Below are 18,365 nucleotides of genomic sequence, written 5' to 3'. Positions count from 1 at the left end.
ACCAGAAACTTGATTTCCCTCGTCCTCGAGGACTTCAGGTTTCTTTGTGAGAGTTGCCAAGCACAGGGGAGCGTGAGGGTCAGTCCTTCGCCGCGAGTGCGTCGGAGGCCAACGCCATGGTGGCCACGAGCATCGTGGACACCGCGTCGGGCTCGGTGAGGAAGCCGTCGTGGCCGTCGCGCGAGGAGATGATGCGCAACCCGTCGCACCCGGGGATCAGATCGGCGATCTCCTGCTGCTGCCGCAGGGGGTACAGCCGGTCGGAGTCGACGCCGCCCACGATGGTCGGCGTGCGGACCGACCCCAGGGCCGCCTCGAGCCCGCCTCGCCCGCGGCCCACGTCGTGCCGGTTCATGGCCTCCGACAGCAGCACGTAGGTCCCGGCGTCGAAGCGGTCGACGAGCTTGGTCGCCTGATGCTCGAGGTAGCTCGCGATCGCGTAGCGCCCGCCGTTCAGCGGGTCCTCGCCGATCTGGGGCTCGTTGCCGAACCGGGCGTCGAGTTCGTGCTCGGTGCGGTAGGTGAGGTGCGCGATGCGCCGAGCGACGGCGAGTCCGGCACGCGGAGCGCGACCGGAGGCGTGATAGTCACCGCCCTGCCAGTCGGGGTCGGCGGTGATGGCGGCGATCTGCGTGGTCTGGGTGCCGATCTGGTCGGCGGACGCGCGCGCACCGACGGCGAGCACCAGTGCCGAGGCGACACGGTCCGGGTAGGAGACCAGCCACTCGAGAGTGCGCATACCGCCCATGGAGCCGCCGACGACCGCCGCGAAGCGGTCGATGCCGAGGGCGTCGGCGACCATGCGCTCCGCCGCCACCTGGTCGCGGATGGAGATGGCCGGGAATCGGGATCCCCACGCGACACCGTCCGGATCGAGCGACGCGGGACCCGTGGTACCTCGGCACCCGCCGAGCACGTTCGTCGCCACCACGCACCAGCGATCGGTGTCGAGGGGTGCGCCGGGACCCACCATGCCGGTCCACCACCCGGGCGACGGGTGATCCGGTCCGGCCGGTCCGGTCACGTGCGAGTCCCCGGTGAGCGCGTGCTGGACGAGAACGACGTTGTCCCGCGCGGGCGAGACCTCGCCCCACCGCTGCACGGCGACCGTCGCGTCGGGAACCACGCGTCCGCTCTCGAGGGGAACGTCGCCGATGTGCACGGTGCCCACCTGCCCGTCCGCCGGCGGAAATGCCGACGGACGGGCTGGCGAGTGGAGATCGAGTGTCAAGATGCGGCCCGGAAACCCTTCTCCAGATCGGCCAGGATGTCGTCGATTCCCTCGATACCGACTGCGAGTCGCACCAGGCCCGGGGTGACTCCGGAGGCCAGCTGCTCCTTCGGCGTCAACTGCGAGTGCGTCGTCGACGCGGGATGGATCACCAGTGAACGCACGTCTCCGATATTAGCGACATGGCTGTGCAGCTCCAGCGCATCCACGAAACGCTTGCCCGCGTCGACACCGCCCGCGAGTTCGAACGCCACGATGGCACCCGCTCCGCGCGGGGCGAGTTCATGTCCGCGCTCGTACCACGGGGAGGACGGCAACCCGGCGTAGTTCACGCTGGTCACCTCCTTGCGCTGCTCGAGGAACTGTGCGACCGCCGTCGCGTTCTGCACGTGTCGCTCGAGGCGCAGGGACAGTGTCTCGATGCCCTGGCCGATGAGGAACGCGTTGAACGGGGAGACCGCCGCGCCGATGTCGCGCAGCAGCTGCACGCGGGCCTTGAGTGCGAAGGCCGGAGCGCCGAGATCGGCGAACACCACACCGTGGTAGCTGGGATCGGGGGTGGTGAAGTTGGTGAAGCGACCCTGTGTCCAGTCGAAGCCACCGCCGTCGACGATGACGCCGGCGATCGCGGTGCCGTGGCCGCCGAGGTACTTGGTGGCCGAGTGCACCACGATGTCCGCACCGTGCTTCAGAGGCTGGATCAGATACGGCGTCGCCACGGTGTTGTCGACGATCAACGGGATGCCGTGGCGGTGTGCCACGTCGGACACTCCGCGGATGTCGAAGATGTCGTTCTTCGGGTTGGAGATGGTCTCGCCGTAGAACGCCTTGGTCTCGGGGCGGACGGCCTTCTCCCACTGGTCGAGGTCGTCCGGATCGTCCACGAAGGACACGGTGATGCCCAGCTTGGGCAGCGTGTAGTGGAAGAGGTTGTACGTGCCGCCGTACAGACGGGGGCTGGAGACGACGTGGTCGCCGGTCTCGGCGATGTTCAGGATCGCCAGCGTCTCGGCGGCCTGGCCGGACGAGACGAGCAGTGCGGCGACGCCGCCCTCGAGCGACGCGATGCGCTGCTCGACGACGTCCTGCGTCGGGTTCATGATGCGGGTGTAGATGTTGCCCGGCTCGGCGAGCCCGAACAGCGCGGCGGCGTGGTCGGTGTTGTCGAACGTGTAGGACGTCGTCTGGTAGATCGGCAGGGCGCGCGCGTGGGTGGTGACGTCGGGAACCTGTCCGACGTGCACCTGCCGCGTCTCGAAGCTCCAGTTCAGTGCCGGATCCTCGACGGGTGCTCCGGCTGCGTCGACGACGTCGCCCTCGGTGGCACCGGTGTCGGAAGTGTGATCGGTCATGGGTGTCGTGCTCCTCGTGGGGGTGGTGCTCGAGTGGAGTGCTCGAGTGGGGTCCACGTCGGCAGCCGCCACGCCCGCAGCACGAGAGGCACCTCACCGTGTGCAGAGCGCAGTAGGCGAGCCGATCTTCGTGGAGAGAAGGGTCGGGGCCTATCGCCGGCTACAACACAGTCGGTGGGAGAACATGGGTACCTCCGAGATCGTCGGTCGGTGGGCCCGAGGAGACGGGCCCGCGCTTGCTCTCGGCCCGTGCGGGCCGAGTAACCCGGTCATCACCCGGGGCACCCCACCGCGGTTGGAGGGTTGCCGGCCAGCAAGCCGGGGCTCGATGCTGGCACTCATGACCTTGGCGGGAATGGTAGCGGGTCGGGTGTCGACGGCACGAGGGTGGCCGAACTCACGATCGTTCGATTGGCGAATGATCGTGCCGACGGTCAGACTGGTCAGGTGATCGGGCGCCTCTCGGGGCGCCCGTCGTCGTTGACCACCCGAGCGCTTCTGAATCGATCATGAACGATCGACGACGGGCGCAGACCCGAAAGTGAGCTCGTGACACCCCCCTCCGTCGCGTTCGACGTCCTTCCCGCTGCTGCCGCGGACCCCGCGGCGGATCGGCTGCGGGTGCGCCGCCGACGCGTCGCGATGCTGGCGCTCGCGCTCGGCGGTTTCGGCATCGGCACCACGGAGTTCGTCTCGATGGGCCTGCTCCCGGAGATGGCGACCACGATGGGGGTGTCCGAGCCCAGCGCCGGCCACCTCATCTCCGCCTACGCCGTCGGTGTCGTGGTGGGTGCGCCCGTCATCGCCGCGCTCGCGGCGCGGGTGCCGCGGCGGACGTTGCTTCTCGCCCTCATGGTGGCGTTCACTCTCGGCAACCTGGGCACGGTGTTCGCGCCCAGCTTCCACGAGCTGATGGCCTCCCGCTTCGTCGCCGGACTGCCGCACGGCGCGTACTTCGGTGTGGCAGCGCTGGTGGCCGCCCACCTCGCCGATCCCGGTGCGCGTGCCAAGTCGGTGGCCATGGTGATGATGGGACTGTCCGTCGCCAATGTCGTCGGTGTGCCGGCGGCCACGTGGATCGGCCAGGCGTTCGGCTGGCGCAGCGCGTTCGGCATCGTCGCCGTCATCGGTGCCCTCACCGTCACCGCCCTCGCGGTGTGGCTGCCGCGACTGGACTCGATGCCCACCACGAACCCGCGGACCGAGCTGGGCGCCTTCCGGCGCACGCAGGTGTGGATGACCCTCTTCGTGGGCATGGTGGGCTTCGGCGGCATGTTCGCCGTGTACACCTACATCGCCACGACATTGACGGACGTGGCCGGTCTGTCCAAGGCCGCGGTGCCCCTGGCGCTGATGATCTACGGCCTCGGCATGGTGGTCGGCAACATGGCCGGCGGATGGATCGCGGACCGCATGCTCGTCCCCGGGCTCTTCCTGGCGATGACGTCCGTCGCGGTGAGCCTGGCGGTGTTCGTCGCCGCGGCGCACAACCCGGTGACCGCTCTGATCGTCGTGTTCCTCATCGCCGCATCGGGATCCGCCATCGTGCCCGGACTGCAGACGCGACTGATGGACGTCGCCGCCGATGCGCAGACCCTCGCCGCCTCGCTCAACCACGCGGCGTTCAACTTCGCGAACGCGCTGGGGGCCGCCCTCGGCGGCGCCGTCATCGCCGCGGGCTTCGGCTACACGGCGCCGGCCGTGGTGGGTGCCGGTCTCGCGATCGCCGGCATCGCCGTTCTGGCCACGTCGGTGGCGATGCAGCGTCGCACCGACTCTCGTCTCGCCGCCTGACGGTCCTGTCCGCCCTGTCGGATACGGTGCTGCGGTGTCTCACACCATCACGTCGGTCAACGTCAACGGAGTGCGCGCTGCGGTGCGCAAGGGCATGCTCGAGTGGCTCGAGCAGTCCGCGGCGGACATCGTCTGCCTGCAGGAGACGCGGGCGACGGACGAGGAGCTGCTCGCCTGCCTCGCTCCCGCGCTGGGCGAGGGCTGGCATCTCGTGTCCGCCGAGCCGTCCGCGAAGGGCCGCAACGGTGTCGCCATCCTGTCGCGGGTTCCTGCGGACAGTGCCGTCGTCGGGTTCGGGAGCGCCGAGTTCGACGACGCGGGGCGCTGGATCGAGGCCTGCTTCCCGGCCGTCGGAGCAGATCCGGCCGTCACCGTCGCCAGTCTCTACCTGCCGTCCGGTGAGGTGGGCACCGAGAAGCAGGACTCCAAGGAACGGTTCATGGCCTCGTTCGAGCACCGTCTCGCGGCGCTCGCGTCCTCGGGCGAGCATCACGTGGTCTGCGGCGACTGGAACATCGCGCACACCGAACGGGATCTGAAGAACTGGAAGGGCAACCGCACCAAGTCCGGCTTCCTGGCGAGCGAGCGCGCCTGGCTCGACGCACTCGTCGGTGAGTCGGGAGCGTGGGTCGACGTGGTGCGAGCGCTCCACCCGGACGTCGACGGGCCCTACAGCTGGTGGTCGTACCGCGGTAAGGCCTTCGACAACGACGCCGGGTGGCGCATCGACTACCAGATGGCCACCCGGGACTTCGCGGACCGCGCGAAGGACGCCGTGGTCGAGCGGGCCGACACCTACGACCAGCGGTGGTCCGACCACGCACCGGTCACCGTCGTCTACCGCTGACCGGTCGGCTCACAACGCGGCGGCCAGTCGGTGGTAAGCGGCGTTCCAGCGCAACGTGCGCTGGAAGTCTCGAGTGGTGGTGCCCTCCTCGATCGTGAGCAGCTCCACCGCGATCATGTCCGAGAACGCTTCCAGTACCGGCAGATCGAGCGCGGTGCTCAGCACCGTGTGATGCGGTGCGCCGGCTGTGAGCCACGACTCCGCGGACACCGACAGCGAGGGCTGCGGTTTCCACACGGCGCAGGCCACCGGCAGGGAGGGCAGCGCCTCGTCCGGCTCGACGACCTCGATGACGTTGGCGGTGAGGCGGAACCGTTCGCCGACGTCGGAGATGCCCACGACGATGCCGGCGCCGGGATCCGCCGTGAAGCGCAGTCGTACGGGATCTTCGCGCCCGCCGATCGACAACGGATGGATCTCGAGAGTCGGGGTCGCCGTGGTGATGGACGGGCACACCTCGAGCATGTGTGCCCCCAGGATCTTCTCCTCGCCGGGCACGAGGTGGTACGTGTAGTCCTCCATGAACGACGTGCCGCCGGGCTGCCCGATGGCCATGGTCTTCATGGCGCGCAACAACATCGAGGTCTTCCAGTCGCCCTCGCCGCCGAAGCCCCATCCGTCGGCCATCAGCCTCTGGACCGCGAGTCCGGGGAGCTGACGCAGGCCGCCGAGGTCCTCGAAGTTCGTGGTGAAGGCGCCGAATCCGCCCTCGGTCAGGAACTGTCGCATTCCCGCCTCGACCCGTGCGCCGTAGCGCAGCGACTCGTGTCGATCGCCGCCCGGCCGCAACGCGGACGCGACGTCGTAGGTCTCGACGTACTCGTCGACCAGGGCGGACACCGCGGCCTCGTCCACCGCGGAGACGACCTCGACGAGATCGTTGACACCGTAGGTGTTCACCGAGACGCCGAACCGCAGCTGAGCCTCCACCTTGTCGCCCTCGGTGACGGCCACGTCGCGCATGTTGTCGCCGAAGCGCGCCAGCCGGAGCGACCGCATGTCGGCACGACCGCGCGCCGCACACGTCCACTGTTCGACGCGCCGGACGACGGCGGGATCGTCGACGTGTCCGGCGACGGTGGTCCGCAGCACACCGACGCGGGACTGAATGTGACCGAACTCCCGGTCGCCGTGCGCGGCCTGGTTGAGGTTCATGAACTCCATGTCGATGGTCGACCACGGCAGCGACATCCCAGCCTGCGTGTGCAGATGCAGGAGGGGCACGTCGAGGGCGTCGAGGCCGGCGATCCACATCTTGGCGGGGGAGAAGGTGTGCATCCAGGTGATCACCCCGATGCAGTCGTCGGTCGTGTTGGCCTCGCGCATCCGGTTCAGGATGGACGACGCGTCGAGGAGCACCGGCTTCCAGACCACCGTCACACCCAGTGCATCGTCGAGTTTCTCGGCGATCGTGCGGGACTGCACCGCCACCTGCTCGAGAGTCTCGGGACCGTACAGACTCTGGCTGCCCGTGAGGAACCAGACCTCGGGTCGGGCGACACCGGACGGTGCGGGCGAGGGGGACGGGGCGGACCTGGTTTCGACGATTGACATGGGAACCTCCTGGTCACCGCAGAGGCGGTGGAACGAGTGCGGGTGAAGACGGGTGCGGAGCGAGTGGTGCTGCGGCGGTTCAGCGTTGGCCGTACACGTTCTGGTAGCGGTCGTGCAGCGCGTCGACGGCGTCCGGCGGGATGGGCAGCGGCCGGCCGAGCTGGTGTGCGAGATGCACCGACCGTGCGACGTCCTCGCACATCACCGCTGCCTTGACGGCGGACCGCGCCGTCGGGCCCACCGCGAAGACGCCGTGGTTCTGCATCAGCACGGCGGGCGACCTGCTGCCACGCAGCGTGTCGACGATGCCGCGTCCGATCGAGTCGTCACCGATCGCGGCGAACGGTCCGACGGGGATGTCGCCGCCGAACTCGTCGGCGCACATCGTGGTGACCACCGGGATCGGTTCGCCGCGGGCGGCCCACGCCACCGCGTAGGGGGAGTGGGTGTGCACCACCGCGCCGACGTGATCGAGGTGGCGGTAGACGTAGGCCTGGGCCGCGGTGTCGGAGGACGGGGCGTGATCGCCCTCGACCACGGTGCCGTGCAGATCGCACAGCACCATGTTCTCGGGGGTGAGGTCGTCGTAGGAGACGCCGCTCGGCTTGATCACGAAGAGGTCGTGGCCGGGGACCCGAGCGGACACGTTGCCGGCGGTCCACACCACCAGTCCGTACCGCACCAGTTCGGCGTGCAGCGCGCACACCTCGGCGCGGACCGCCTCCACGGTGCCGCGAGCGCTGTCGAGAACGGTCATCGTCGAACCGCCTTCCGGTCGAGCACGTCGCCGCGGAGGGCCCGCAGGTCGCGCATGGTGGACACCTGACGTCCGAAGTGGTCGTGAAGATCGGAGTAGATGCGGAACAGAGCGTCGTAGGCCTGCGAACGGCCCTCGTCGGGTTGGTACGCGCCGCGGTGCACGCGGCCCATCGCCTTCGAGGCCACGGGCACGTCGGCGTAGCAGCCGGCCGCGACTGCCGCGTGGATCGCCGATCCCAGCGCCGGACCCTGGTCGGACCCGATGACCGAGAGCGGCATGCGCAGCACGTCGGCGTAGATCTGCATCAGCAGTGGGTTCTTCGCCAGTCCGCCGGCGACGACGAACTCCTCGACCGGAACACCGCTGGCGCGGAAGGTCTCGACGATGACCCGCGTGCCGAAGGCCGTGGCCTCGAGCAGTGCCCGATAGATGTCCTCGGGCCTGGTGGCGAGAGTCGTACCCAGCAACAGTCCCGACAGTCGGTGGTCGACCAGGACGGATCGGTTGCCGCTGTGCCAGTCGAGGGCCACCAACCCGTGTTCGCCGACCTCCTGCTCGGACGCCAGCCGGGTCAGGTACTCGTGGACCGACTCGCCGGCCTCGGCGGCGGCGTCGCGGTAGTCGGCAGGAACCCCGGTGCGCGTGAACCATCCGAAGATGTCGCCGACTCCGGACTGCCCGGCCTCGTACCCGTAGGACCCCGCGACGATGCCGCCGTCGACGACGCCGCACATCCCCGGAACCTCCCGCAGTACGTCGGCGCTCATGACGTGACAGGTGGAGGTGCCCATGATCGCCACCATGCGCCCGGGTTCCACGGCGCGGGCCGCCGGCGCCGTGACGTGCGCGTCGACGTTGCCGACGGCCACGGCGATTCCCTCGGGCAGTCCGGTCCACGCGGCCGCCTCGGCGGTCAGAGATCCTGCACGAGAACCCAGTTCGCCGATCGGCTGGTCGAGCTTGTCGGTGACGAACGCGGCGAACCCGGGTGCCAGGGCGGTGAGGAACTCGGCCGACGGGTACTCGCCGTCCTGGAGAATGCCCTTGTAGCCGGCCGTGCAGGCGTTGCGGACGTAGCGTCCGCACAGCTGCCAGACGATCCAGTCCGCCGCCTCGACCCACCGCTCCATGGCGTCGTAGACCTCGGGGTCCTCCTCGTGGATCTGCAACGCCTTGGCGAACTCCCACTCGGACGAGATCAGTCCGCCGTAGCGGGGGAGCCACGTCTCGCCGCGCTCCGCGGCGAGGGCGTTGATGCGATCGGCCTGGCCCTGTGCCGCATGGTGTTTCCACAGCTTCACGTATGCGTGCGGCCGATCGGCGAACTGCGCGACCTCGTCGAGCGGGGTGCCGTCGGCGAGTGTGGGCACCATCGTGCACGCCGTGAAGTCGGTCCCGATGCCGACCACTCGGTCGGGTGGGACACCGGCATCGCGCAGGGCGGCCGGGACGGCGGTGCGGAGCACGTCGCGGTAGTCGTCGGGAACCTGGAGTGCCCAGGCGTCGCCGAGCCGCACGGAGCCGCCGGGCAGCGTCGACTCCAGGACTCCGTGTCGGTACTCGTGCACGGCCGTGCCGAGTTCGGCGCCGTCGGAGACCCGCACGACGACGGCCCGTCCGGACAATGTGCCGAAATCGACTCCGAGGGTATAGGTCTCGTGATCGGGCGTCGTCATGGCTGTTCTCCTGTGGCTCGGGTGGTGCTCGCGCGCACGACGAGTTCCGGAGCGATCTGCGTCTCGGGACCGCCGGTCCCGTCGATCGCCGCTCGCAGGATCTCGATGGCGCGTCGGCCCACCTCGGTGAAATTCTGTCGGATCGTCGTCAGCGGAGGGATGAGATAGGCGGCTTCGGGGATGTCGTCGAAGCCCACGACGCTCACGTCCTCCGGCACCCGACGGCCGTGCTCGTGGAACGCACGCAGCAGGCCCAGCGCCATCTGATCGTTGGCGCAGAACACCGCCGTGACGTCGGGATCGGCCGCCAACCGGGAGCCGCGCTCGAACCCACTGCGCGCGGACCAGTCACCACGGAGCGGAGGCGTCCACGGCAGGCCCGCCTCGTCGAGGACCTCCCGCCACCCCTGTTCGCGCGCGCGAGCCTCGGCCCAACCCAGCGGACCCGCGAGGTGGGCGATGCGTCGATGTCCGGAATCGACGAGGTGACGGGTGGCGAGGCGGGCGCCGCCGACCTGGTCGATGCCGACCGTCCAGCGCGAGGTCAGCGGATCGCCCTCCACGACGACGACGGGCACCACCGCCTCCTCGGAGCGCGCCGCGGCCACCGCGTCGTCGGTCGCGGCGATGAGGACGATGCCCTCGACGCCCTGGTCGTGCAGGTGGTGCATCGCGTCGACGAGCTCGTCGCGCGAGAGGGTCGTGAGACTGACAGCGCTGACCGAGAAACCGGCCTCGCGGGCGGCGCTCTGGACGGTGCGGTGGGTGGTGCTCGGGCCCCAGAATCCGAGCTTGGAGCCGATGATGCCGATGGTGGCCGACCGCTTCGTCACCAGGGCGCGGGCGGCCCGGTTGGGCCGGTACCCGAGCTGGTCGATGGCACGCTGGACCCGTTCCCGAGTCTCCGGACGAAGGTTGTTCTGTCCGTTGATGACTCGGGAGACCGTCTGATGGGACACGCCGGCGAGCCGGGCGACGTCGGCCATGACGGGAGGTCGACCGTCCGTGCCGGTCGTGGTGGTCATGCTCGCCTCGGACGGAAGCGGGCCCGCGGCACCGTGGTCAGACGCTGAGCGACGACGAAGACGAGCAGCAGTGTTCCGACCGTGATCCGGGTCCACCACGAACTCAGGGTCCCGTCGAACGCGATGAACGTCTGGATGGCACCGAGGATGAGGACACCGACGACCGAGCCGAGAACGTAGCCTCGGCCACCCGTGAGCAGCGTCCCACCGATGACGACGGCGGCGATCGCGTCGAGCTCCATGCCGACCGCGTGGAGGCTGTAACCCGACAGGGCGTAGAACGCGAACAGGAGTCCGCCGAGCGCGGCGCAGAAACCGCTGATCGAGTAGACACCCACCTTCACCGCCGCCACACGCAGTCCCATCAGCACGGCCGACGCCTCGTTGCCGCCGATGCCGTAGACCGACCGGCCGAAACGGGTGCATGCGAGGACGTAGGCCGCCACCGCGACGGTCACGAGTGCGATGACGACGCTCCACGTGATGGTGTAGCCGCCCGGGAGCTCGATCACGGCGAACGCGATGGAGCTGAACGTCTCGTCGGTGATGGGGATGGACTCGACGCCGATCATGTAGCAGAGACCACGGGCGAGGAACATGCCGGCGAGCGTGGCGACGAACGGCTGGATCTGGAGGTAGTGCACCAACACGCCCATCGTGGTGCCGAGCAGCGTGCCGCACAGCAGCACGGCCGCGATGACGAGGACGGGGGACCAGCCGAGTTGCAGTGTGCGCGCTGCGATCATGGTCGACAGCGCCACGACGGAGCCGACCGAGAGATCGATACCGCCGGTCAGGATGACGAAGGTCATGCCCACAGCGAGGACGATCAGGAACGCGTTGTCGACGAACAGGGAGAGGAACAGCTGCGGGTCGGCGAAGCCGGGGTAGCGCATCTCGCCGACGCCGAACAGGCCGACGAGCAACGCGAAGGTGGCGATGACCGGCAGGAACCTGCTCGGCGGCGAATAGCGCCGGATGCGGTCCCAGCGGGACGGCGCAGTGGAGGTGGCCGGGGGGCGTGTCAGCAGATCGGTCATGACCGGGCCGCCTTTCGAGTCGTCGGTCTCCTGTGTCGAAGGCCCAGCAGTGACGCTCGGGCACGCGGTGACTGCAGGAGGCAGACGACGATGACGACCAGAGCCTTGAAGAGGTAGTTGGCCTCGGAAGGGATGCCGAGATTCGGGATGGTGCGGGTCAGGGTGCCGATGAGCAGCGCACCGACCACGGTGCCGGCGAGCGAGAAGCGTCCGCCCGTGAGTGCCGTGCCGCCGATCACCACGGCGAGGATCGCGTCGAGCTCGATCCACAGACCGAGGCTGTTGGCGTTCACCGAGTTGGTGTTGGCGGCGATGATGAGACCGGCGATGCCGGAGCATGTCGCCGCGAAGACGTAGACGGTCCACACGATCGTGCGGGCGCTCACTCCCGCGAGGCGACTGGCCTCGGGATTGATGCCGACCGCTTCGACGAGCATGCCGAGCGCGGTACGGCGGGTCAGCAGGGCGGTCACCACGACGACGGCGAGCGCGATCAGCAGTGCCACGGGGAGTCCGAGGACGATCCCCGAGGCGAGCGAGCTGAAGGCCCCGTCCTGCACGGTGGTGATCTGACCGTCCGTGATGAGCATGGCCAGGCCGCGGCCGGCCACCATGAGGACCAGGGTCGCGATGATCGGCTGAATCCCGAACACCGACACCAGCAGTCCGTTCCACAGGCCCAGCAGCACGCTGGCTCCCAGTGCCCACACGACGGCCATGACGACGGTGGTGACGGCGCCCTCGTCCGGGGCGGCCGCGATACGGGTGCAGGCCACGGCCGCCGCAATGACGGCGACGGCGCCGACCGACAGGTCGATGCCGCGGGTCGCGACCACGAGCGTCATGCCCACCGCGACGAGGATGAGCGGTGCGGAGTTCCGCGCGATGTCGACGACGTTGCCGAACAGGCCACCGTTCTCGATCCTGATGTCGAGGAAGTCCGGTGTCGCGACGACGTTGACGACGATCAGCGCGATCAGGGCGAGCAGCGGCCAGACGACCGGGTGCGACATCCATCCCGGGGTCCGGCGACCGGCCGGGGCGTCGGACGCCGGCCGTGGCGGGGGAGTCGACGTCGGTCGTACTCCCAGAGTGTCGGTCATGCCTCGGAACTCCTGTCGTCTGCGCGGGTTCCCGCCGCGATGGTCGCGAGGACGTCGTCGACGGAGACTCCTCGGTTGACGCGCTCGTCGATCAGGTGGTGATCGCGCATCACGACGACGCGGTCGCTGAGGCGCAGGATCTCCTCGAGCTCGGCCGAGATGAACACGACCGACATCCCGCGTTCGGCGAGATCGGCCACGAGAGCCTGGATCTGCGCCTTGGCGCCGATGTCGATTCCGCGGGTGGGCTCGTCCAGGATCAGGATCTCCGGTTCCGTGACGAGCCAGCGCGCGAGCAGCACTTTCTGTTGGTTGCCGCCGGAGAGGTTGCGCATCAACGCGTTCGGGTCCGCGGGGCGGATGTCGAGTGCAGTGATGTACTTCTCCACCAGGGCGGTGCGGGTGGCGCGGGGGATCGGGCGCATCCACCCACGAGTGGCCTGGAGCGCGAGCATCATGTTGTCGGCCACCGTCAGGTCGCCCACGACGCCGTCCGCCTTGCGGTCCTCGCTGGTGAGCGCGACCCGTCGATCGACCGCGTTGCGTGGTGTGCGGAAACGTCGACGGGTGGAGTGGATCTCGATGGTGCCGGAATCTGCGCGGTCCGCCCCGCCGAGCAACCTCGCCAGTTCGGTGCGGCCCGATCCCAGCAGCCCCGCGACGCCGACGACCTGCCCGGCGTACAGCCGGAGATCCGTAGCCTCGAGGGCGCCCTTGCGGCCGAGGCCGAGCACCTCCATGACGGGTTCGGTGGTGGGATCGACCACCGTGGGCTCGCGGTCGTCCAACTCGCGCAGGGTGTCGAGCTCCCGGCCGATCATCAGTTCCACCAGGGTCAGTTGCGGGGTGTCCGCCACCGACCGCTCCTCCACCAGGCGTCCGTTGCGCAGGATCGTCATGCGATCCGAGATGCGATAGACCTGGTCGAGGAAGTGGGAGACGAAGACGACGGCCGTACCCGCGTCCCGCAGCCGCTCGATGACCCCGTACAGGGTCTCCACCTCGTCCTTGTCGAGGCTGGAGGTGGGCTCGTCGAGGATGAGCACGCGGGCGTCGACGTCCACCACACGAGCGATCGCGATCAACTGCTGCACGGCGATGGGGTGATCGCCGAGCACCGACGCGGGATCGACCGCGAGGCCCAGTCGATCGAGCGTCGCACGTGCGCGGCGGTTCATCGCCCGGGTGTCGATACCGCCCACGGCGTCGAGTACGGTGCGCACCGCGCCGCCGGTGCCGCCGAGCAGTCGGTCGAGCCGCCGCGGCTCGCGCCCGAGCAGCATGTTCTCGGCCACGGTGAGGTTGGGCAGGAGGTTGACCTCCTGGTACACCGTGCTGATGCCGGCGGCCTGAGCGGCCGCCGGACTCGCGAACTCGTGCACGGTCCCGTCGACGGTGACGGTGCCGCTGTCGATCGGGTAGACGCCGGTGAGCGCCTTGATCAACGTCGACTTGCCGGCACCGTTCTCGCCCATCAGCGAGTGGACCTCGCCCGGGTAGAGCCGCAGGGAGACGCCGTCGAGGGCACGGACGGCGCCGAAGGTGATGGAGATGTCCGTCATCTCCACGATCGGTTCCGTCGCCGTCGTGGTCGGCGGGGGGACGATCATCTCGGTGCTCATGTCAGTACTGGCGGTCGGCGAGCACGGAGGCGGCCTGCTCGCGGGTGAAGGTGGTCTCCTCGGTGACCACGCGCTTGGGTACCTCTTCGCCGGCGACGACCTTCTTCGTCAGGTCCATCAGTTGCGGTCCGAGCAGCGGGTTGCACTCGACGATGTAGTCGATCTTGCCGTCGGCCAGCGCCTGCATGCCGTCCTTGACCGCGTCGACGGTGATGATCTTGATGTCCTTGCCGGGGACGAGGCCGGCCGCCTCGATGGCCTCGATGGCGCCGAGGCCCATGTCGTCGTTGTGGGCGTAGACCACGTCGATGGCCTTGTCGGAGTTCAGGAACGACTCCATGACCTGCTTGCCGCCGTCGCGGGTGAAGTCACCGGTCTGGGACTTGGAGATGGCGATGGTCGGTTGTGCGGCGATGGCCTCGCGGAAGCCCTCGGCGCGATCGATGGCCGGTGCGGCACCCGTCGTGCCCTCGAGCTCGACCACGTTGATGCGTCCGTCGGCGTTGACGTCCGACGTCGCGCTGTTCTCGACGAGCCAGTCGCCGGCCTTGACGCCCTCGGCGACGAAGTCGGATCCGAGGAACGTGGCGTACAGCGACTCGTCCGTCGTGTCGACCGAGCGGTCGGTGAGGATCACGGGGATGTTCGCGCGCTTCGCTTCCTGCAGCACCGGCTCCCAGCCCGTCTCGACGACCGGGCTGAAGGCGATCACGTCCACCTTCTGCTGGATGTAGGTGCGGATGGCCTTGATCTGGTTCTCCTGCTTCTGCTGTGCGTCGGAGAACTTGAGATCGATTCCGGCCTCGCTCGCCGCGCCCTGGATCGACGTGGTGTTGGCGGTGCGCCAGCCGCTCTCGGCTCCGACCTGCGAGAAACCCAGGACGGTCCCGCCGCCGCCGCTCGCGGAGTCGCCTCCGCCGCCGCAGGCACTCAGGATCAGCGCACTGCTCACCAGGAACGTGCTCGCTGCAACGACTCTCTTCGACGTCATCGTGGTCTCCTCTGTAGGCATCACTCCGTGTGACGCGTGACACAGAGTGTGAGCGTTAACATTCCTCTGCGTCAAAAGGTTCGCGAACATTGCCGAAACTCGATGTGAACGCTCACATCAGTGGCATCATGGGCCGGTCGTGAGGCGGCAGGGCCGGACGACCACACCGCGGGAAGGCTGGAGGTGGCCGACTATCGCGCGGCGAACCTGTACTCGATCACGCAGCGAGACGTCTCGCCCGGGCGCAGGACGGCCGACGGGAACGCCGGCCGGTTCGGGCTGTCGGGGAAGAACTGGGGCTCGAGCGCGAGTCCGTCGCCCTGACGCAGCGCGGTACCGCGTCGGGACACGGTGCTGCCGTCGAGGAAGTTGCCGGTGTAGACCTGCAGCCCGGGCCGATTCGTCCACACCTCGAGCGTCGTGTCGCTGCGATACGACGTGACACGCGCGGCGCGGCGCAACTCCCCGCCGTCCTCGGGTCCGTCGAGGACGAAGTTGTGGTCCACCCCTCGCGTGGCCGCCACATGAGGATCGTCGGACCGGACGACGTCGCCGATGCGGCGCGGGAGCCGCAGGTCGAGTGCCGTGCTATCGACCGGGACGACACCGTTCGTGGGAATTCCCGCGGAGTCCACGGGCACGAAGGAGGCCGCGTCCACCTGCAGTTCGAGGTCGTCGACACCGTGTCCGTCGAGATCGATGTACGCATGGCTGGTCAGGTTCACCACTGTCGTACGTGAGGTCTGCGCGAGGTACTCGATGCGCATCGTGTCTCCCCGGACCGAGTAGACGGCGCGTGCCCGCACCTCGCCGGGGTAGCCCTGGTCGCCGTCGGGACTCACCAGGGACAGTTCCACCTCGTCAGCGGTGACCCGCTCCACCGTCCAGGTGCGGGAGTCGAAGCCGTCGACTCCGCCGTGCAGGTGGTTGTCGCCGTCGTTGCGCGACACCTCCACCCGCTCACCGTCGAGGTCGAATCGCCCGTGCGCGATGCGATTGGCGTAGCGCCCCACGGTCGCCCCGAGGTAGTCCGTGCCCGCGCGCAACTCGGCTTCGCCGGCGACGCCGACCGACACGTCGCGGCGCACACCGTCCCCGCCCGTGACGGTCAGGCGCAGCAGGGTCGCACCGTACGGCAGCACCTCCACCTCGATCCCCGGCGCCGAGCCGATGGTCACGGCGGTGTCGGACGTCCTGTCAGTGGTCATGGCGCAGACCCTACGACGGTCATGGCGCAGACCCTGCGACGGTCATGGCGCAGACCCTGCGACCAGAGGTGATTGAATCTGTAGATCATGACGACCGACACCGCGACCGACAGCGCAGGAGTCGCACCTCGGCACCGAGTGCTCTCCGGCATCCAGCCCACGGCGGATTCCTTCCACCTGGGCAACTACCTGGGCGCGGTGCGGCAATGGGTCGAACTGCAGGACGAGTACGACGCCTTCTACTTCATTCCGGACCTGCACGCCATCACGGTGCCGCAGGATCCGAAGGAGTTGCGCGCCCGGACTCGCCGCGCCGCAGCGCAGTTGCTGGCCGTCGGCATCGACCCCGCGCGCTCCACGCTGTTCGTGCAGTCCCATGTACCCGAACACGCCCAACTCGCATGGGTTCTCAACTGCATCACCGGATTCGGCGAGGCCGGCCGCATGACGCAGTTCAAGGACAAGTCGGCACGCCAGGGCAGCGATCAGGCGAGTGTGGGCCTGTTCACCTACCCTGTGCTGCAGGCCGCGGACATCCTGCTCTACCGCCCGCAGCGAGTGCCCGTGGGGGAGGACCAGCGCCAGCACCTCGAGCTGACCCGCGATCTCGCCCAACGCTTCAACTCGCGCTACAAGAAGACGTTCGTCGTGCCGGAGGCGCACATCGTCACCGGTATCGCGAAGATCTACGACCTCCAGGAGCCGACGGCGAAGATGAGCAAGTCCGGCTCCGGCGTGTCGGGCCGGATCGACATCCTGGACGACCCCGCCGTGTCGGCCAAGAAGATTCGCTCGGCGGTCACCGACAACGAGCGTGAGATCCGCTACGACACGGCGGAGAAGCCCGGTGTCAGCAATCTGCTCACCATCCAGTCCGCCCTCACCGGCACGCCGGTCGCGACGCTCGTCGAGGGATACGTCGGAAAGGGATACGGTGATCTCAAGAGCGACACCGCGGATGCGGTGTCGGCGTTCTCCGCCCCGGTGCGCACGGCGTTCACGGAGTACATGAACGATCCGGCCGAACTCGACCGGATTCTTCGGGACGGGGCCGAGCACGCACGCTCGATCGCGTCCAGGACGCTGGCACAGGTGTACGACAGGGTCGGATTCCTTCCACCGAAAGGCTGAGCGCCATGCCGGACTTCGCGGCGATCATCGAGGAACGTCGACGGCGGTGGCCGTGGTTCGATCACCTCGCGCGGGCCGGCTCGGTGTACCAGCAGCAGAAGGGCGACTACTACGCCGCGGGTATCACCTACTTCAGCGTTCTGGCCCTCTTCCCGCTGCTGATGGTCGCGTTCGCCGTGGTGGGCTTCGTTCTGGCCTCCCGGCCGGACCTGTTGACGGAACTGCAGTCCCAGATCGCCGAGAACGTTCCCGGGAGTTTCGCGGGCACCATCAACGAACTGGTCTCGAGTGCCATCGAGTCGCGCACCAGCGTGGGCATCATCGGTCTCCTGGGTGCGCTCTACGCAGGCCTCGGATGGACGGCCAATCTGCGGGAGGCGCTCACCGCGATGTGGGAGACGCAGCACGAGGCGGGCAGCTTCCTGGCCACCAAGGCCAAGGATCTCGGAGCGCTGCTCGGTCTGGGTCTGGCCCTGGTGATCTCGCTCGGCCTGTCGGCGGTGGCCAGCGGGTCGGTGGTCCCCGCACTCCTGAAGGCCGTCGATCTGGACGATGTTCCCGGTGTCGGCGTCGCCGTGCAGATCGCGTCGTTCGCCCTGGCGATCGCCGCGACGTGGGCACTGTTCGTGTGGGTCATCGCCCGGCTGCCCCGTGAGCCCGTGACCGTGCGCAGCGCGGCACGCGCCGCGCTGTTGGCGGCCGTGGTGTTCGAGATCTTCAAGCAGGTCGGCGCGGTCTACCTCGAGAGCGTCACGTCCGGTCCGGCCGGTGCCACGTTCGGACCGATCATCGGCATCCTCGTGTTCGCCTTCACGACGTCACGCTTCCTCTTGTTCTCGACGGCGTGGGCGGCGACGGCCACGGAGAACCTGTCCCTCGCGGCACCCGCCGTGCCCGACAGTGCGGTGATCGCACCGCAGGTGGTGGTCCGCGAAGGGGTCTCACCCGCGGGCGCGGCAGCTCTCGTCGGCGCCGGCGTGCTCACCGTGCTCGGCCTGGGCGGATGGCGCGGCCGGCGCCGACGCTGACGT

15 protein-coding genes and 1 riboswitch are annotated in these 18,365 nt (G+C 68.8%); of the genes, 4 read left to right on the top strand and 11 right to left on the bottom strand.

The window, feature by feature from the left end; all coding sequences use genetic code 11:
- Positions 1-79: 79 nt before the first annotated feature.
- Both metX and J4E04_RS13335 read right to left on the bottom strand, forming a co-directional pair.
- Positions 80-1,231, bottom strand: a complete 1,152-nt coding sequence (gene metX, locus J4E04_RS13340) for a homoserine O-acetyltransferase MetX (RefSeq protein ID WP_261769652.1) — start codon at positions 1,229-1,231, stop codon at positions 80-82.
- A complete protein-coding gene (locus tag J4E04_RS13335; protein ID WP_490148775.1) occupies positions 1,228-2,583 on the bottom strand; it encodes a bifunctional o-acetylhomoserine/o-acetylserine sulfhydrylase in 1,356 nt (451 codons plus the stop codon). The genes metX and J4E04_RS13335 overlap by 4 nt, the downstream gene beginning before the upstream one ends.
- Before the next feature lie 227 nt (positions 2,584-2,810).
- A riboswitch (SAM riboswitch) is annotated at positions 2,811-2,929 on the bottom strand.
- Positions 2,930-3,225: 296 nt separating this feature from the next.
- On the opposite strand from J4E04_RS13335, the gene J4E04_RS13330 reads away from it, so the two are divergent.
- Positions 3,226-4,377 carry an MFS transporter gene (locus J4E04_RS13330; protein WP_490150552.1) on the top strand — a complete coding sequence of 384 codons (1,152 nt, stop codon included), beginning with the start codon at positions 3,226-3,228 and terminating at the stop codon, positions 4,375-4,377.
- A 94-nt stretch (positions 4,378-4,471) separates the two neighbouring features.
- Positions 4,472-5,224 (top strand): exodeoxyribonuclease III, encoded by a 753-nt coding sequence (locus J4E04_RS13325; RefSeq protein WP_261782277.1) that lies wholly within the window; start codon positions 4,472-4,474, stop codon positions 5,222-5,224.
- Between the two features lie 9 nt (positions 5,225-5,233).
- Here the strand turns inward: J4E04_RS13325 and araA are convergent, their stop codons facing one another.
- The 9 genes from araA to J4E04_RS13280 all read right to left on the bottom strand — a co-directional run bounded on the left by araA (position 5,234) and on the right by J4E04_RS13280 (position 16,203).
- Positions 5,234-6,778, bottom strand: a complete 1,545-nt coding sequence (gene araA, locus J4E04_RS13320) for an L-arabinose isomerase (protein WP_222646005.1) — start codon at positions 6,776-6,778, stop codon at positions 5,234-5,236.
- A gap of 79 nt (positions 6,779-6,857) precedes the next feature.
- Positions 6,858-7,535 carry an L-ribulose-5-phosphate 4-epimerase gene (locus J4E04_RS13315; protein ID WP_222627238.1) on the bottom strand — a complete coding sequence of 226 codons (678 nt, stop codon included), beginning with the start codon at positions 7,533-7,535 and terminating at the stop codon, positions 6,858-6,860.
- Positions 7,532-9,214, bottom strand: coding sequence for a ribulokinase (araB, locus tag J4E04_RS13310; protein ID WP_490148774.1), 1,683 nt, complete (start codon positions 9,212-9,214; stop codon positions 7,532-7,534). The genes J4E04_RS13315 and araB overlap by 4 nt, the downstream gene beginning before the upstream one ends.
- The gene (locus J4E04_RS13305; protein WP_027503751.1) at positions 9,211-10,239 is read right to left on the bottom strand and encodes a LacI family DNA-binding transcriptional regulator; all 1,029 of its coding nucleotides are present in this window, start codon (positions 10,237-10,239) and stop codon (positions 9,211-9,213) included. The genes araB and J4E04_RS13305 overlap by 4 nt, the downstream gene beginning before the upstream one ends.
- Positions 10,236-11,279 (bottom strand): galactofuranose ABC transporter, permease protein YjfF, encoded by a 1,044-nt coding sequence (gene yjfF, locus J4E04_RS13300; protein WP_037183810.1) that lies wholly within the window; start codon positions 11,277-11,279, stop codon positions 10,236-10,238. Before yjfF ends, J4E04_RS13305 begins: the two co-directional genes overlap by 4 nt.
- On the bottom strand, positions 11,276-12,382 hold the full coding sequence (locus tag J4E04_RS13295; RefSeq protein ID WP_285188664.1) for an ABC transporter permease: 1,107 nt from the start codon (positions 12,380-12,382) through the stop codon (positions 11,276-11,278). Before J4E04_RS13295 ends, yjfF begins: the two co-directional genes overlap by 4 nt.
- Positions 12,379-14,004: a sugar ABC transporter ATP-binding protein gene (locus J4E04_RS13290; protein ID WP_490148773.1), complete on the bottom strand. Its 1,626-nt coding sequence runs from the start codon at positions 14,002-14,004 to the stop codon at positions 12,379-12,381. The genes J4E04_RS13295 and J4E04_RS13290 overlap by 4 nt, the downstream gene beginning before the upstream one ends.
- A gap of 1 nt (position 14,005) precedes the next feature.
- Positions 14,006-14,995, bottom strand: coding sequence for an ABC transporter substrate-binding protein (locus J4E04_RS13285; protein WP_056447659.1), 990 nt, complete (start codon positions 14,993-14,995; stop codon positions 14,006-14,008).
- A gap of 191 nt (positions 14,996-15,186) precedes the next feature.
- Positions 15,187-16,203 carry an aldose epimerase family protein gene (locus J4E04_RS13280; RefSeq protein ID WP_490148772.1) on the bottom strand — a complete coding sequence of 339 codons (1,017 nt, stop codon included), beginning with the start codon at positions 16,201-16,203 and terminating at the stop codon, positions 15,187-15,189.
- 87 nt (positions 16,204-16,290) lie between these two features.
- On the opposite strand from J4E04_RS13280, the gene trpS reads away from it, so the two are divergent.
- Positions 16,291-17,334 carry a tryptophan--tRNA ligase gene (gene trpS / locus J4E04_RS13275; protein ID WP_056447663.1) on the top strand — a complete coding sequence of 348 codons (1,044 nt, stop codon included), beginning with the start codon at positions 16,291-16,293 and terminating at the stop codon, positions 17,332-17,334.
- A 5-nt stretch (positions 17,335-17,339) separates the two neighbouring features.
- Complete coding sequence (yhjD, locus tag J4E04_RS13270) at positions 17,340-18,362, top strand: inner membrane protein YhjD (RefSeq protein ID WP_490148771.1); 1,023 nt, start codon at positions 17,340-17,342, stop codon at positions 18,360-18,362.
- Positions 18,363-18,365 lie beyond the last annotated feature (3 nt).

The organism is Rhodococcus sp. NFXS4 (assembly GCF_058139645.1).
This window is presented reverse-complemented; position numbering and strand designations above follow the sequence as displayed.

Coding starts and splice junctions, on each gene's coding strand:
- J4E04_RS13335 (WP_490148775.1), bottom strand. CDS start 2,583: ATGACCGATCACACTTCCGACACCGGTGCCACCGAGGGCGACGTCGTC.
- J4E04_RS13330 (WP_490150552.1), top strand. CDS start 3,226: ATGCTGGCGCTCGCGCTCGGCGGTTTCGGCATCGGCACCACGGAGTTC.
- J4E04_RS13325 (WP_261782277.1), top strand. CDS start 4,472: ATGCTCGAGTGGCTCGAGCAGTCCGCGGCGGACATCGTCTGCCTGCAG.
- araA (WP_222646005.1), bottom strand. CDS start 6,778: ATGTCAATCGTCGAAACCAGGTCCGCCCCGTCCCCCTCGCCCGCACCG.
- J4E04_RS13315 (WP_222627238.1), bottom strand. CDS start 7,535: ATGACCGTTCTCGACAGCGCTCGCGGCACCGTGGAGGCGGTCCGCGCC.
- araB (WP_490148774.1), bottom strand. CDS start 9,214: ATGACGACGCCCGATCACGAGACCTATACCCTCGGAGTCGATTTCGGC.
- J4E04_RS13305 (WP_027503751.1), bottom strand. CDS start 10,239: ATGACCACCACGACCGGCACGGACGGTCGACCTCCCGTCATGGCCGAC.
- yjfF (WP_037183810.1), bottom strand. CDS start 11,279: ATGACCGATCTGCTGACACGCCCCCCGGCCACCTCCACTGCGCCGTCC.
- J4E04_RS13295 (WP_285188664.1), bottom strand. CDS start 12,382: ATGACCGACACTCTGGGAGTACGACCGACGTCGACTCCCCCGCCACGG.
- J4E04_RS13290 (WP_490148773.1), bottom strand. CDS start 14,004: ATGAGCACCGAGATGATCGTCCCCCCGCCGACCACGACGGCGACGGAA.
- J4E04_RS13285 (WP_056447659.1), bottom strand. CDS start 14,995: ATGACGTCGAAGAGAGTCGTTGCAGCGAGCACGTTCCTGGTGAGCAGT.
- J4E04_RS13280 (WP_490148772.1), bottom strand. CDS start 16,203: ATGACCACTGACAGGACGTCCGACACCGCCGTGACCATCGGCTCGGCG.
- trpS (WP_056447663.1), top strand. CDS start 16,291: ATGACGACCGACACCGCGACCGACAGCGCAGGAGTCGCACCTCGGCAC.
- yhjD (WP_490148771.1), top strand. CDS start 17,340: ATGCCGGACTTCGCGGCGATCATCGAGGAACGTCGACGGCGGTGGCCG.